At 61.8% G+C, this 14,302-nt stretch carries 14 protein-coding genes; 9 read left to right on the top strand and 5 right to left on the bottom strand.

Features of this window, described 5'->3' with window-relative positions; all coding sequences use genetic code 11:
- Positions 1–57 precede the first annotated feature (57 nt).
- Entirely contained in the window at positions 58–1,317 is a 1,260-nt protein-coding gene (gene lysA, locus KD146_RS15435; protein ID WP_249327920.1) for a diaminopimelate decarboxylase, read from the top strand.
- Here lysA and KD146_RS15440 read toward each other — a convergent pair.
- Together KD146_RS15440 and KD146_RS15445 are read right to left on the bottom strand one after the other, a co-directional pair.
- Entirely contained in the window at positions 1,314–1,724 is a 411-nt protein-coding gene (locus KD146_RS15440) for a response regulator (protein ID WP_212659735.1), read from the bottom strand. The two genes, lysA and KD146_RS15440, sit on opposite strands and share 4 nt — an antisense overlap.
- Positions 1,724–2,776 carry an MJ0042-type zinc finger domain-containing protein gene (locus KD146_RS15445; RefSeq protein ID WP_212659736.1) on the bottom strand — a complete coding sequence of 351 codons (1,053 nt, stop codon included), beginning with the start codon at positions 2,774–2,776 and terminating at the stop codon, positions 1,724–1,726. The genes KD146_RS15440 and KD146_RS15445 overlap by 1 nt, the downstream gene beginning before the upstream one ends.
- Before the next feature lie 224 nt (positions 2,777–3,000).
- Here KD146_RS15445 and ftsE point away from each other — a divergent pair, with 224 nt between their 5' ends.
- The 4 genes from ftsE to KD146_RS15465 all read left to right on the top strand — a co-directional run bounded on the left by ftsE (position 3,001) and on the right by KD146_RS15465 (position 5,965).
- Entirely contained in the window at positions 3,001–3,663 is a 663-nt protein-coding gene (gene ftsE, locus KD146_RS15450; RefSeq protein ID WP_212659737.1) for a cell division ATP-binding protein FtsE, read from the top strand.
- A complete protein-coding gene (locus KD146_RS15455) occupies positions 3,656–4,585 on the top strand; it encodes a cell division protein FtsX (protein WP_212659738.1) in 930 nt (309 codons plus the stop codon). Before ftsE ends, KD146_RS15455 begins: the two co-directional genes overlap by 8 nt.
- Before the next feature lie 102 nt (positions 4,586–4,687).
- Positions 4,688–5,494, top strand: coding sequence for a lysophospholipid acyltransferase family protein (locus KD146_RS15460; RefSeq protein WP_212659739.1), 807 nt, complete (start codon positions 4,688–4,690; stop codon positions 5,492–5,494).
- A 129-nt stretch (positions 5,495–5,623) separates the two neighbouring features.
- Positions 5,624–5,965 carry a hypothetical protein gene (locus KD146_RS15465; RefSeq protein WP_212659740.1) on the top strand — a complete coding sequence of 114 codons (342 nt, stop codon included), beginning with the start codon at positions 5,624–5,626 and terminating at the stop codon, positions 5,963–5,965.
- Here KD146_RS15465 and KD146_RS15470 read toward each other — a convergent pair.
- Positions 5,962–6,516 carry a gamma-glutamylcyclotransferase gene (locus KD146_RS15470; protein WP_345790837.1) on the bottom strand — a complete coding sequence of 185 codons (555 nt, stop codon included), beginning with the start codon at positions 6,514–6,516 and terminating at the stop codon, positions 5,962–5,964. The genes KD146_RS15465 and KD146_RS15470 overlap by 4 nt on opposite strands.
- Positions 6,517–6,674: 158 nt before the next feature.
- On the opposite strand from KD146_RS15470, the gene KD146_RS15475 reads away from it, so the two are divergent.
- On the top strand, positions 6,675–7,646 hold the full coding sequence (locus KD146_RS15475) for a DUF2125 domain-containing protein (RefSeq protein WP_212659742.1): 972 nt from the start codon (positions 6,675–6,677) through the stop codon (positions 7,644–7,646).
- Between the two features lie 12 nt (positions 7,647–7,658).
- Here KD146_RS15475 and KD146_RS15480 read toward each other — a convergent pair whose 3' ends face one another.
- Together KD146_RS15480 and hisC are read right to left on the bottom strand one after the other, a co-directional pair.
- The gene (locus KD146_RS15480; protein ID WP_212659743.1) at positions 7,659–8,630 is read right to left on the bottom strand and encodes a prephenate/arogenate dehydrogenase family protein; all 972 of its coding nucleotides are present in this window, start codon (positions 8,628–8,630) and stop codon (positions 7,659–7,661) included.
- Entirely contained in the window at positions 8,627–9,721 is a 1,095-nt protein-coding gene (gene hisC / locus KD146_RS15485; protein WP_212659744.1) for a histidinol-phosphate transaminase, read from the bottom strand. Before hisC ends, KD146_RS15480 begins: the two co-directional genes overlap by 4 nt.
- Positions 9,722–10,250: 529 nt before the next feature.
- Here hisC and KD146_RS15490 point away from each other — a divergent pair.
- The 3 genes from KD146_RS15490 to KD146_RS15500 are packed head-to-tail and all read left to right on the top strand — an operon-like array spanning position 10,251 to position 14,155.
- The gene (locus KD146_RS15490; RefSeq protein ID WP_212659745.1) at positions 10,251–13,229 is read left to right on the top strand and encodes a helicase-related protein; all 2,979 of its coding nucleotides are present in this window, start codon (positions 10,251–10,253) and stop codon (positions 13,227–13,229) included.
- Positions 13,230–13,232: 3 nt separating this feature from the next.
- On the top strand, positions 13,233–13,646 hold the full coding sequence (locus KD146_RS15495; RefSeq protein ID WP_212659746.1) for an RNA-binding S4 domain-containing protein: 414 nt from the start codon (positions 13,233–13,235) through the stop codon (positions 13,644–13,646).
- Positions 13,643–14,155, top strand: coding sequence for a GNAT family N-acetyltransferase (locus tag KD146_RS15500; RefSeq protein ID WP_212659747.1), 513 nt, complete (start codon positions 13,643–13,645; stop codon positions 14,153–14,155). Before KD146_RS15495 ends, KD146_RS15500 begins: the two co-directional genes overlap by 4 nt.
- The last annotated feature ends 147 nt before the right edge of the window (positions 14,156–14,302 follow it).

Genomic DNA, 14,302 nt, shown 5'->3' on the forward strand with positions numbered 1-14,302 from the left:
ATCCCTGGCGCGCCGCGCCGGCCATGGCGGGCACCAGACACATTTGAGGGCAGCACCTTGGTCCACCATTTCGAACACCGTGACGGCACGCTTTATGCTGAAGACGTCAATCTGAGCGAACTTGCCGACAAGGTCGGAACGCCCTTTTACGTCTATTCCAGCGCCACGCTGCGCCGCCATGTCCGGGTGGTCAAAGCTGCCTTTGAGGGCATTCCCACCCTTTTGGCCTACGCCATGAAGGCCAATTCCAATCAGGCCGTGCTCAAGCTGATGGCCTCGGAGGGCGCTGGCGCTGATGTGGTATCGCTGGGCGAGCTCGAACGCGCCCTTGCGGCCGGCATCAAGCCCGAAATGATCGTGTTTTCCGGTGTCGCCAAGACCATCACCGAAATGCGCCGCGGCCTGACCGCCGGCATCAAGTGCTTCAACCTCGAAAGCGAACCCGAGCTTGAGCGCCTCTCCATGGTCGCTTCGGAAATGGGCATGACCGCCCGGGTTTCGGTGCGCATCAATCCAGATGTCGATGCCCGCACCCACGCCAAGATCTCGACCGGCAAGGCCGAGAACAAGTTCGGCATTCCCTTTGCCCGGGCCCGCGAGGTCTATGCCCGCATCGCCGCGCTACCCAGCGTCGAGGCCGTCGGTGTAGATATGCATATCGGCAGCCAGATCACTGATCTGGAACCCTTCGGCAATGCCTTTGGCCTGATGGCCGAACTGGTCACCGAGCTGCGCGCTGATGGTCACAATATCCGTCACATCGATATCGGCGGCGGTCTGGGCATTCCCTATCATCATGATCAGGAAGCCCCGCCGCACCCCGAGGCCTATGCCTCGGTGGTCCGCGACAAGATCGGCCAGCTCGGCTGCACCCTGGTGATCGAACCGGGCCGCCTGCTGGTGGGCAATGCCGGCATCATGGTCACCAAGGTCGAATACGTCAAAGAAGGCAGCACCAGCTTCATCATCGTTGATGCGGCCATGAACGATCTGCTGCGCCCCACGCTCTATGAAGCCCACCATGATGTGGTGCCGGTGACCTATTCGAACCTGCCCCCGATCACTGCCGATATTGTGGGCCCGGTCTGCGAAACCGGCGACTACCTCGCCAAGGGGCGCACCATTGCCGGGGTTCAGGAAGGCGATCTGCTCTCCATCATGAGCGCTGGCGCCTATGGCGCCGTGATGGCCTCGACCTATAATTCGCGCCCGCTCATCCCCGAAGTGCTGGTGGACGGCGACAAGTTCCACGTCATCCGCCCGCGCAAGTCGCTGGACGAACTGATCGGCATGGATAGCGTACCCGACTGGGTCTAGCTCTCGCGCGCCTGCCGACCCAGCGACAGCACCTCGACCGGTTTGCCGGCCAGGGCATCGTCGATCTTGGCCAGCAGATCAGCCAGGGTGAATGGCTTGACGATCACATCGTAGATCAGCGCATCGAGCCCATGAGCCCGCTCGCGCTGATCGGCAAAACCGGTCATCAGCACGATGATGATGTCGGGATATTTGGCCGCGACGTCTAGCGCCAGGGCGATGCCATCCATGATGGGCATCTTGATATCGCTCAACAGCAAATCGAAACGGCCATTTTCCGCATCGGCAGTCTCGGCAGCCAGCCCCCCATCCTCTTCAGCCACGACTTCATGGCCTTTCATGGTCAGGGCGCTCACCACAAAGGCGCGAACGGAGGGATCGTCTTCAGCAACAAGAATGCGGGCCATCAATGATGCTCCGAACTGGCGTTTGCAGGAGCGGCGGCGGCGCCGTGATCGGTTTCGGCAGACGCTTCAGCAGCGGGATTGGCTGGCGCGCCATGATCGGCGGCAGCAGGATCAGTTGTAACCGGGCCATGATTGGCAGCGGCCGGGGTCGGCGCTTTGCCGCTGGACAGGCCCTTGGCGCCTGAGCCGCCGGCGAAGCTGAGGCGGACCCGCGAGGCATTGCCCGGCGGCAGGGTGAGCTGGGTATCAAATGTCGAGCGTTCGCCCGCCATCAGGTCGCGCACGGAAGGCTGAACGCTCCACTGATAAACGCCTTCGCCATCCGGCCCCAGCAGGGTCACCACCACGGCGGGCACTTTGACCGGGGTCGGCGAGCGACCCACGATCTGAGCGGAAACAATCAGCACTTCCTTGCCATTGCGCAGGGTCTGCAGCGTCGAGACGTCAGAAAAATCCAGCCCCACCACATTGATGCCCAGCCCGACGGCGTCATAAACCCCGGCCATGGCGGGGAAGCGCTGTACCACCTCGACGCGGCCAAAATAGGCAAAGCCCAGAACCCCGATCAGGGCAGTAGCGCCAACGATCCGCAGCGCCAGGCGCAAGCGGGTCAGCGGCTGCTCTTCCGCACCACGATCCTCACCATCCGAAAACGCCTTGCGGCGCTTGCGTACAATGGCGGGATCAAGCTTGCCTGCCGCGGCCTGACCGCGAGCGGAATCTTCATTATCGGTGGCTTTTTTGGTTTTGGCGGCCTTGGCCGCCTTTTCCTTTTCAGCCTTGGCCACGCGTTCTTTTTCAGCCTTGGCGGCAACCGCGGCAGCCGTCAGCGCCGCTGCAGCCTTTTCTTCGACGCCCATGGCATCATCGAGACCGTCTTCACTGATCGCCTGCTCGGCCTTTTTGACCTCTGGCGGCGGCTCGTCCTTGGGGATCGGGCCCTGGTCCCAGGCCTGCTGGCAATGGGCGCACTGCACCTTGCGGCCAGCCGAGCCGATAGCCTCGTAGGTGACCTGATACTTGGTCTGGCAATGGGGACAGGAAATGATCATGAGGCCAGACTGATGACGCAGAACAAGGGAATGACGTCGTTCAAATTAGCGGCAGGGTGTTAAGACTCCTCAAACCTCGCTGCCGCCACACGAAATCCACCACATTTATGCCGCTTTGGTGCGGCCAAGCAGGTGCGCGTGCCGCATCAGACCACCGCCGCTGTTATGATGCGGCCAATGCCTGATTCGCCTGAACCAAGCCGAGCAAGTGGGAGCCTGCAATCTTGATCGAATTTTCCGATGTGGGATTGCGCTATGGCAATGGCCCCGAGGTACTGCGTGACCTGAGTTTCTCAGTGGAGCCGGGCTCGTTCCATTTCCTGACCGGGCCATCGGGCGCCGGCAAGACCAGCCTGCTGCGCCTGCTGCTGCTCTCGCTCAAGCCATCGCGCGGCCGCGTCACCATGTTTGGCGAAGACGTCAGCGATCTCAGCCAGGACCGCCTGCTGCAGATGCGTCGTCATATCGGTATCGTATTCCAGGAATTCCGCCTGCTCGATCACCTGACCACATTTGAAAATGTCGCGCTGCCACTGCGCGTGCTGGGTCAGCCCGAGAGCGAATATCGCCCCAATGTCACCGAGCTGCTCGAATGGGTGGGACTGGGCGAACGGATGAACGCCCCGCCATCCCTGCTTTCGGGCGGCGAAAAACAGCGTGCCGCCATTGCACGCGCCGTGATCGCCCGGCCCAAAGTGCTGCTGGCTGATGAGCCCACCGGCAATGTCGACCCCGATCTGTCGAGCCGGCTGGTGCACCTGTTTGCCGAACTCAACCGGACGCTGGGCATGACCATCATTCTGGCCACCCATGAACTGCCGCTGCTCGACAAGTTCAACTATCCACGCATGCTGCTGAGCAATGGGGAGCTGGCCATTCATGATTGAGCGCATTCTGGCTCTGCTGCCACGCCGCGTCGGCGCCGCCCCCATCGTCCCCGAAAAAAGCGTCGCCGGTCGCACCCTGCTGCTGATGATCACCATTATGGGCTTTCTCTCGGCGGTCACTCTGGGTGGCGTTGTGCTGGTCCAGAAATCTGCCATCGCCTGGTCGGCCGATGTCGGTCGCGAAGTGACCATCCAGATCCGTCCTGTCGAGGGCGAAGTGATGGAGTCCAATCTGCGCACCGCCGTCTCGCTGGCGCAGGCCACGCCAGGTGTCGCCTCGGCGCGCGCCCTGACGCTGCAAGAGAGCGAAAAGCTGCTTGAGCCCTGGCTTGGCGCCGGGCTTGATCTGACGGCGATCGAAATCCCCCGGCTTGTCGTGGTGCAGCTCGCCGACCCGCAGGATGCCGATATTGCCGGGCTCGAGCGCAATCTGGCAGCCGTCACCGGGGCCAGCCTCGATACCCACGCCGTCTGGCGCCAGCAGCTCAACACCATGGCCGGCACCATTGTGCTCTCGGGCCTGCTGGTGCTGCTGCTGATTGGCGCAGCGACCGTGCTCGCCATCATCTTTGCCACCCGCGGCGCCATGGCGACCAACCGTGAAATTGTTGACGTGCTGCACTATATTGGCGCCTCCAACAAATTCATCGCTGGCGAATTTCAGGGGCGTTTTCTCTCGATTGGCTTGCAGGGCGGCCTGCTTGGCGCGGTCGCCGCATTGCTGTTCTTCGTTCTGGTGGGCACCGCTGCGGGCAATATGCTCTCCAGCGAAGCAGGTACCCAGGTCGGCGTGCTGTTCGGGCGCTTTGCGCTGGGCCTTGATGGCATGATCTCGATTGCAGCCGTCATCCCGGTGATTGCTGCCCTGACCGCCATAACCTCGCGCCACACGGTCCGGCGCTACCTCGCCCAGACCTCCTGAACCACGACGCTTCTGGCCACAAACGCCAGCAAACGCCTCGCCAAAAGCACTTCTGCCCGTTATGACGCTGACAGCGGCAGGACGCCGAAGGAGATTTTTCGAGTGGTCATTCAGGCAATTCGTACCGCAGTGTTCTATGCGCTGTTCATCGGTCAAACCGCGATCGTCGCCATCATTCTGGGCACCATTGCGCTGATCACCGGCCGCACCAAGGCCAGCTGGGCCATCGCGGTCTACTGGTGCGCTTCCAGCCTGCAATTGTTGCGCTGGCTCACCGGCGTCAAAACCAAGGTCAGCGGCCAGCACAATATCCCCGAGGGCGGCTGCATCATCGCGGCCAAGCACCAGAGCGACTGGGACGTCTTTGCTCTGTTCCCCTATACCGGTCGCCCGGCCTATATCGTCAAGAAGGAGCTGATGCGCATTCCCTTCTTCGGCTGGGCTGCCCGCTCGCTCGACTGTATCGAGGTTGACCGCCGCAAGGGCGCCGAGGCCATCCCCTCCATGATGCGCCAGGCCCACGCCGCCATTGAACGCGGCTGCCGCATCGTCATTTTCCCCGAGGGTACCCGCCGCGCTGCCCTGGCGCCCGCCGACTACCGCCAGGGAATCGTCAGGCTCTATATGGAACTCAATGTGCCCGTGGTGCCCGTAGCGCTCAATTCTGGCCTGTTCTGGGGCCGCAACAGCCCCGTTATCTGGCCCGGCACTGCCGAAGCTGAGTTCCTGCCCGCCATTGAAGCGGGCCTGGCCCCCGACGTGTTTATGGATCGACTCAAAAAAGCCATCGAATCACAGTCCAACGAACTGGCCCTCAAGGCTGAAGCGCAAGGTCTGTCGCGCCCGATCGGGCCCGATCTTCGGAGCAAGTTCGATGCCCTCAAGAAAGCCGCGACACCCGACGTCTAAGCACTATATATTGACGGCAGGAGCGAACAGAACCATAGATATAGATACAAGCCTGCACCGGGCTTGACATAGATTGCATTTTGTTCTATTTTTGTTCTAATGCAATGCTCGCTATCAGGATGGCGTGATATGGCCGGGAACTACAGCAAAGTCGTCAGTCACAATTTTGGCCGCCACAGCCATTGGCAGGGTCGTTCGGGCCGCGCCTATGATCTGGCCAGCGAGAATATCGACCATTTCTGCATGGGTGATGCCGAACTCTATATCATCGCCAAGGGGGCGCATGTGCTGTGGGTGGGCTCGACCAGCGAACTGGTCAACGATCCACTCAGCCGCTCCCGGTTCCGTCTGGCCCTTGATTGCGCAGATCGCGTGTTCCGCCTGCTGACCCCCGGCGCCGATGCCGAACGACTTTCCACAATCTGGGATCTCGAGGGCGCTGAACCGCTCCCTGAAGCGCAGGCGGCCTAAGCCGCCGCGGCTTCTTCCTCGCGCAGCATTGTTGCAAGCGCCTGCAATTGCCGGTCGGTTATGCCCAGTGACTGCAAATGCGTCGCCGTATTGAGCACATAGTCGATATTGCGCCCTGACAGGCCAACCCCTGCCCGCACCATCGCCAATTGCTGCTCCAGGCTGAGCTTGCCGGCAAACTGTTCGTGGCGCTCGTCGACCACGAAGGTCAGCGCCCGGATCGCCCGCCCGTCGGCCAGATGCACCGGCCGCGTCACATCACGATAGACCGCCGTGACCTGTTCACGCTCTTCAAGATAGGCCTGCACATCGGCCCAGTCATGCCGAGCCACCTCAAAGGCCATGCCGCGGCATGAACCACCGCGCGCCAGACCAAACACCAGGCCCGGACGCTCCACCGTACCGCGATGATGATGCGAAACGATCGACAGGCTGCGATGCGCGCCGCGCAGCAGCCCCTGTTGCGCGCCAATATGAGGAAAGCCGGGATTCCAGATCAGGGAGCCGTAGCCAAAGACCCAGTTTGTGTTCTCGTCGCTGTGTTCTGTCATTGCCATATCCTGACCAGAAACTTAGGCAAACCTGCCGCCCAAGACAATTGCCATCCAGCGATAGCGGCCCTGCATTTCAGGGGCGACCCGGTTTGCACCACCCCGGCGCCACATGATGCGATAGCGCTTTGCCATCCCCACCGCTAAGAGTGCCAGCCATGAAGAAACGAATCATCATTCTGGGCAGTGTCGTGCTCGCCGTCGTCGTGGCCTGGAGCCTTGCCTGGCTCGTTCTGGCCGGTCTGGTCAAACAGCAGATCGCCGCCCAGGCGCAGGCTGACGGCATCACCAGCCCGCAGATCACCTGCCAGACACTGGATGTGGGTGGCTTTCCCTTCCGTTTCGACGCCGACTGCACCCAGGCCAGCATCGTCAGCGGCGACATGGTGTTCGACCTGCCCGGCCTGCGCGCATCCGTCCGCGTCTATGCTCCCACCCATATGCTGGCCTCAGCCCTTGGCCCGCTGCAGGTGGGCGACACCTTTACCGGCACGCGCAATAGCGTGTCCTGGTCGACACTCGAAGCCAGTGTGCGCCTGTCCGACTGGCGCATTGCCCGCGCATCGGTTTCGGCCAGGGATGTGGTGTGGTCCGATACGCTGTTTGGCCAAAGCCAGATCGCGGCGACCCCATTGGTCGAGTTGCACCTGTTTGACATTCCCGAGCAGCACGACGCACAGCGCCAGACCGCTGCGCTGGCCGGTTACATGCTGGCCAATGATCTGGCCTATCCCGCCCTGACCCTGAGCGACACCAATGCCGAAGTGCAGCTCGAACTGTCCGGGCTGCCTGACGATGTGCGCAATTGGGGCGATCCCAATCTGCTGCCCAGCCTGCAGGCTGCCGATGGCCAGCTCAAGATCATCGCCGTGCGCGGCACTGACGCCGGCTCGACGCTGGATGCGGAGGGCGCGCTGGCACTCGACGCGCAGGGCCAGATCGATGGTCAGATCACCATTGCCTCGACCGGGGTGGCCGAACGTATCGGTCCGCTGCTTGAAGAACCCTGGCGCACGCTGGTACTGGGCGCCCCGGCACCTGACGGCTCCTATGCCAACCAGATCAACTTCCGGTCCGGCGGCATCTATTCGGGTCTGATACCCATCGCCGCCCTGCCCCCGCTCTACTAGGCCTCCACCTGCCTAGGCGTCGTCGCCGCCACCATGTTCGCGCACAATCGGTAGGGGCGAGGCTGGCGGCGCTTCATGCGGCCGGCCAAAGTCTGGCGCAGCCGTCTCCTGCCCCGCCGAAATGATCGAGCGGCGGATAGCGCGGGTGCGGGTGAACATGGCTTCGAGCGCCGGGCCATCGCCTGTCCGAACGGCGCGCTGCAACACACTCAAGTCCTCGGTGAACCGCCCCAGCATTTCAAGCACGGCATCGCGATTGGTCAAAAACACGTCGCGCCACATCACCGGGTCGGACGCGGCAATACGGGTGAAATCGCGGAAGCCCGAAGCCGAGAATTTGATCACTTCTGACTGCGTCGCCGCTTCGAGATCGGCCACCGTGCCTACTATATTGTAGGCCACCAGATGCGGAATATGACTGGTAATTGCCAGCACCATGTCGTGGTGAGCCGCGTCCATGGCTTCAACCTGGCTGCCCATGGCGCGCCAGAATGCTGCCAGCTTTTCGGTCTGTGCCGGATTGACATCCTCGGTCGGGGTCAGCACGCACCAGCGCCCGGTGAACAACTCGGCAAACCCGGCTGCGGGTCCCGAATGCTCGGTGCCCGCCAGCGGATGGCCTGGAATAAGGCTGACACCTTCGGGGATGTGCGGCGCCAGCGCCTTGATCACATGGCCCTTTACCGAACCGACATCAGAAACGATGGCACCCGGCTCTAGCGCAGGCGCAATCGTCTTGATCACGCTCTCATAAGCCCCCACCGGCGTGCACAGGATGACCAGATCGGCGCCGCGCACGGCTTCGGCGGCATCAAGCGTATAGATATCGCCCAGCCCCAATTCGCGTGCCTCATCCAGCGTATCCTGCTTGCGGGTGGCAATGGAGATCACCTCGACCAGCCCCTGCCGCCGCGCGGCCAGAGCAATCGAAGAACCGATCAGACCAATGCCGATCAGGGCCAGCTTGCGAAAATGAACGCTCATGAAATCTCGACCAATGCCTTGAGAATGCCGACAACGCCACGCATCGCCTGCTCTGAACCAATGGAAATGCGCAGCCCCGCCTCAATGCCATAGGACGGCCCGATCTCGCGCACAATCAGCCCACGCTCGGCCAATGTGTCGAAAGCCAGCCGGGCATGTTCGGCGTCGGGGAACAGCACCATCACGAAATTGCCCTGGCTGGGCACCACATGCATGTGGTTTGAATCCAGCTCCTGGGCGATCCAGTCACGCCACTGCGCATTGTGCGCCTGCAGACGCGCGGTGAATTCAGTGTCGCGCGTTGCTGCCGCCGCGGCCAACTGCCCTGGCAGATTGACATTGAACGGCCCGCGCACACGGTTGAGCACATCGACCAGTTCGGGCGAACCGACAAGCCAGCCGATACGGGCCGCTGCCAGTCCCATCTTCGAGAAGGTCCGAACCATGACCACATTATTGGCCTCGGCCACCAGCTTCTGGCCGACGTCGTAATCCTCGGCAGTCACATATTCCGCATAGGCATTGTCGATCACCAGCAGGATATCGGGGCGCAGGCCGGCATGCAGCCGCCGCACTTCTGCATCGCTGACATAGGTCCCTGTGGGATTGTTCGGATTGGCCAGCCAGACGATTTTCGTCTTGGCCGTGACCGCTGCCAGCAAGGCGTCGACATCGGCGGTATAATTGATTTCATCGACCAGAACGATGCGCGCACCGGCGGCCCGCGTAATGATCGGATAGACCGAAAACCCATAGCGGTTCATCACCGCCTCATCGCCTTCGCCCAGATAGCACTGGGCAATTAGATGCAGCAGATCGTCCGAGCCATTGCCGCACACAATGCGGTCCGCATCCACGCCGTGGACTTCCGAGAGTGCCGTGCGCAGGATCTTGGAGGAGCCTTCGGGATAGATCTCCAGCTGCGCTGCTGCCGACTGGAACGCCTCAATTGCCTTGGGGCTGGCGCCAAGCGGGGACTCATTGGCCGACAGCTTGACGGCATTGCTGCCCGCTGCGCCTGACTTGCCGGGAAGATAGGCCGCGATATCAAGAATACCGGGCTGCGGGACGGGGCGAATATCGTCTGACATGATGCCATTTCTGGGCTGAAAAACCGCGCGGACCATAGTCAAACTGCACCAAGATGGCAAAGCGCTTCTCGTCGCGTCCGCTCCCCTGCAGCACCACCAGGCGCCTGTCCCGGAACAGGACGTCAATCAGCTTTATGATGAAGATGGTCGCAACCAGCCCAGCAATGGCGGGCGTACAGGCAAAAACGCCGCAGAAAAATCCGGCGCAGTGCCGTTAAGCTTCTGGTCACAAACACCGCTAAGAGCCCGATCTTTACCAGCTGTAAGGGAAGTTGAAGACAATCGGGGCCGTCTTTGTGTCATTTCAGCCCAACTCGACGGCTCTTGTGTGTGCTGGCGCTGCACACCCACCACCCCTAGCCGTGAACGAAGCCGGATTATCCGATTCGCGCCGATTCGGTTCCGTTTCGTTCGCCCCTTGTTCCAAGACTTAAGACCTGCCACACAAAGGTCCTGTATGCTGTCCTTTCTTGGGACATTTGCGTGAACCACTCGCAAGTGTCGCAACGACCCCTTACATTGATGCGAAATGACCTCCGCGCCCGCCCAATCCGTCAAGGCGATCCTTGGCCCCACCAATACCGGCAAGACCTATTTTGCCATTGAACGCATGTTGGCCCATCCCACCGGGATGATTGGCCTTCCTTTGCGCTTGCTGGCGCGCGAGGTCTATCAGCGCGTTGTTGAACGGGTGGGAGAGCAATCGGTGGCGCTAATTACCGGGGAGGAACGTATCGTTCCCGCCAAGCCGCGCTATTGGGTTTGCACGGTCGAGGCCATGCCCACCGATATCCGTGTGGATTGTCTGGCGATTGACGAAATCCAGACCGCAACCGATTTTGACCGCGGTCACGTCTTTACGGACCGCATTCTGCATGCGCGCGGCATGTACGAAACCTTGCTGCTGGGCGCCGCCACCATGGCGCCAGTGATCCGCAGCCTGTTGCCCCATGCCCAGATCATTGACCGCCCCCGCTTCAGCCATTTGACCTATTCGGGCTCCAAGAAGATTTCGCGCCAGCCGGCACGCTCGGCCATTGTCGCCTTTTCGGCGCGACAGGTTTACGCCATTGCCGAACTGATCCGTCGCGAGCGTGGCGGCGCAGCAGTCGTGATGGGCGCCCTGAGCCCGCGCACCCGTAATGCTCAGGTTGAACTCTATCAAAATGGCGATGTTGATTTTCTCGTCGCCACCGACGCCATCGGGATGGGACTCAATCTCGATATCCACCACGTGGCCTTTGCCGATGACAGCAAGTTTGATGGCCATACCAGCCGCCCACTGACCGCCGCCGAGCTCGGCCAGATCGCCGGCCGCGCCGGTCGTCACGCCCGCAATGGCAGCTTTGGCGTGACCGGCGGGACCCAGGGATTCGACGAAGAAATGGTCGTGGCGCTCGAAACCCACGATTTTGCGCCCGTCAAAGTGCTGCAATGGCGCAACAATCGGCTGGATTATTCGTCGATCCCCGCCTTGCTCAACAGTCTCGAAGCGACGTCGGACACCCGCACATTGGCCCGTGTGCCCATCGCCAAGGATCAACGCGCGCTCGAATTTGTCTCACGCAATGAAGCCGGCAAACTGGCGCGTGGGCTGGACGGCGCGCGTTTGCTCTGGGAATGTTGCCAAATCCCTGATTATCAGGGCATTTCACCGGGCAATCACGGTGAAATCGTTACCCGTATTTACTCTGACTTAGTCAAGCATGGTAAGGTCAACGCAGATTGGATTGCCGAGCAGGTCCGCTTTTGCGACAATGCGAGCGGCGACATCGACACTTTGAGCAACCGGATCAAGCAGATCCGAACATGGACCTTCGTCGCGAACCGCAAAAACTGGCTTGCAGACCCTTCACATTGGCGCGAAAAGACCCGAGACATTGAAGACCGACTGAGTGATGCGCTGCACGAGCGGCTTACTCAACGCTTCGTCGATCGGCGCACCAGCGTGCTGCTTCGTCACCTGAAAGACAAACGTATGGCATCTCCCGAGATCAATGAGCGCGGCGAAGTACGGCTGGAAGGCCACCTCATCGGCACGCTCGAAGGCTTCCGTTTCACCCTGGCGCGCAATGATGGCGACGCCGACACCAAGGGTCTGCGCGCCGCCGCCGATCAAGTGGTGGCGCCCGAAATACACCACCGGGCCGAACGCCTGGCTGGCGCGCCCAATGAAGAATTTGTGCTGGCCACCGACGGTCGCCTGCGCTGGAAGGGCGACATTGTCGCCGAACTGATCGAGGGCGAGACCCTTTATCGGCCGCGCATTCTGATCCTGGCTGACGAAACCCTGACCGGTCCGGATCTGGAACGTGTGCAGGATCGTCTCGGCCTGTGGCTGCGCCACCACGTCAACACCATCCTCGAACCCGTCATGGCGCTTGAGGCTCCAGCTGATCTCGATGGCACGGCACGTGGCATCGCGTTCCAGCTGTTTGAGCATCTGGGCCTGATCCCGCGTCCGCAGGTTGCCGACGAGGTCAAGAATCTCGATCAGGACGTCCGCGGCAAGATGCGTAAGCTGGGCATCAAGTTCGGCGCCTATCACATCTATCTGCCGCTTTCGCTCAAGCCCGCCCCGCGCGAGCTGGCACTGATTCTGTTTGCGCTCAAGAATGGCGGCATCCGCCAGGCTGGCGTGACCGACATTCCCCATATCGTCCTCTCGGGCCGCACCAGCTTTGTGGTCGATCCCGAAGTCGATACGCGCCTGTATGAGATTGCCGGCTTCAAGGTTGCTGGCAAGCGCGCCGTCCGGGTCGACATTCTCGAACGTCTGGCTGACATCATCCGTCCGCTCATTGCGCTTGATCCAACCCGCAGCCAGGGCGACCTGCCCGCTGGTGCAGCCGAGGGCAACGGCTTCCGCGTCACCGTGGAAATGACCTCGCTGCTGGGCTGCTCGGGCGAAGATTTCGCCTCGATCCTGAGCTCGCTTGGCTATCGCGTCAAACGCACGCCAAAGGTTGCGGCGCCGGTGGTGCCTGCCGAGGCCAGCGCAGAAGCGCCGGCGCTTGAGGAAACTCTGACCGACAATCCCGCCTCGACAGACGCCACCCATGAGGCCCCTCTCGAGGCAGTCACCACCCCCGCAACACTGGCTGAGACGGCGCCCATTCCCGCCACCACCATTGTCGAGGATGCGCCCGAAACGGCAGGCGAGACAGCCCCAGCAGAACCAGAATACGATGAGATCTGGTCCCCCAGCGGCAAGCGTCCGGACAATAAGCGGCATGAAAGCCGTCGCCGGCCCGAGGGTGAGCGTCAGCGCAGCACGCCATCCAAGCGGCGCCCTGAGGGCGAAGTGCAGGACCTGACCAAGGCCCAGCACCTCAATCCCAAGGCCAAGCCCGAAGGGCGTGGTCGCAACGACAATCGCCGCCCCGACAGCCAGAAGGGTGAGCGCGCCAAGTTCCAGCAGCCGCGTGAAGAAAAGCGCGAAAAGGCTTTCGATCCCGACAGCCCATTCGCCAAGCTTGCCGCCCTGCGCGACGGCAAGGCCAAGTAGCAATTGGGGGGGCCTGTCGAGCCCGCCGCCCGCAAGGAGCGGCTCGACAGGTTCCTGTTCTTTGCGCGCGCCATAAAATCGCGCACCTTGGCCCAGAAATTCATCGAAGCAGGTAGTGTCCGGATCAATTCCGAACCCACCCAGCGCAGCGACTACAAGGTCGGCGCCGGCGATGTGCTGACCATGTCACTGCACAATCGTATCACGGTGTGGCGCATCATTGATCCCGGCACCCGTCGCGGCCCAGCCAGCGAGGCTCAGGGACTCTACGAAGACCTCTCCCCGCCACCCCTGCCCAAAGCCGAACTGTCGCCCTATGACGCTGCCATCGCTCCGCGCGATGAAGGCGCCGGTCGCCCCACCAAAAAGGAACGGCGCGAGACTGACCGCCTGCGCGGCACCCAGGATGAGCGATGAAACCCATCCCCACGCTGCAGACCGAGCGGCTGATCCTGCGCCCGCCGGTACATACGGACTTCCACGCCTACGCTGAGCTGATGGCGTCGCCGCGCGCACGCTATATGGGCGGCCCCTTTGATGGGCGCGCCGCCTGGGGCATGTTCTGCAATGATGTGGCCCAATGGCAGTTATTCGGCCATGGCTGCCTGATGATCGAGCGACGCGCCACCGGAGCCTGCGTCGGCGAGGTCGGCATCAATCACGGCCCGCTTTTTCCCGAAAAGGAACTGGGCTGGTTTGTCTATGCTGGCCACGAAGGGCATGGCTATGCCTTCGAAGCAGCAGTCGAGCTGCGCGACTGGGCGTTTGAGCATCTGGGGTTACCCAATCTGGTCAGCTATATCGACCAAGACAATACGCGCTCGATCGCGCTTGCCCGGCGCATGGGCGCCATGCACGACCCTGACGCCAGGGGTCAGGACCCCGAAGATCTGGTGTTTCGGCATTGGCCCAGCCCAAGCGCTTGATAAATTTTGCCTTCTAGCGTGCCAATCACGCCAAACCCTGCCACCCGCCAGCCTTGCAGGGCACGGAAAAAAAGTTTAGCACCGGACTGTTGAGACTTGCCCCGCCGCGACCCCTTGTGCGGACCGGGCTCCTGTTCGGGATTGCCG

The organism is Devosia litorisediminis (assembly GCF_018334155.1).
Lineage (GTDB): Bacteria > Pseudomonadota > Alphaproteobacteria > Rhizobiales > Devosiaceae > Devosia > Devosia litorisediminis.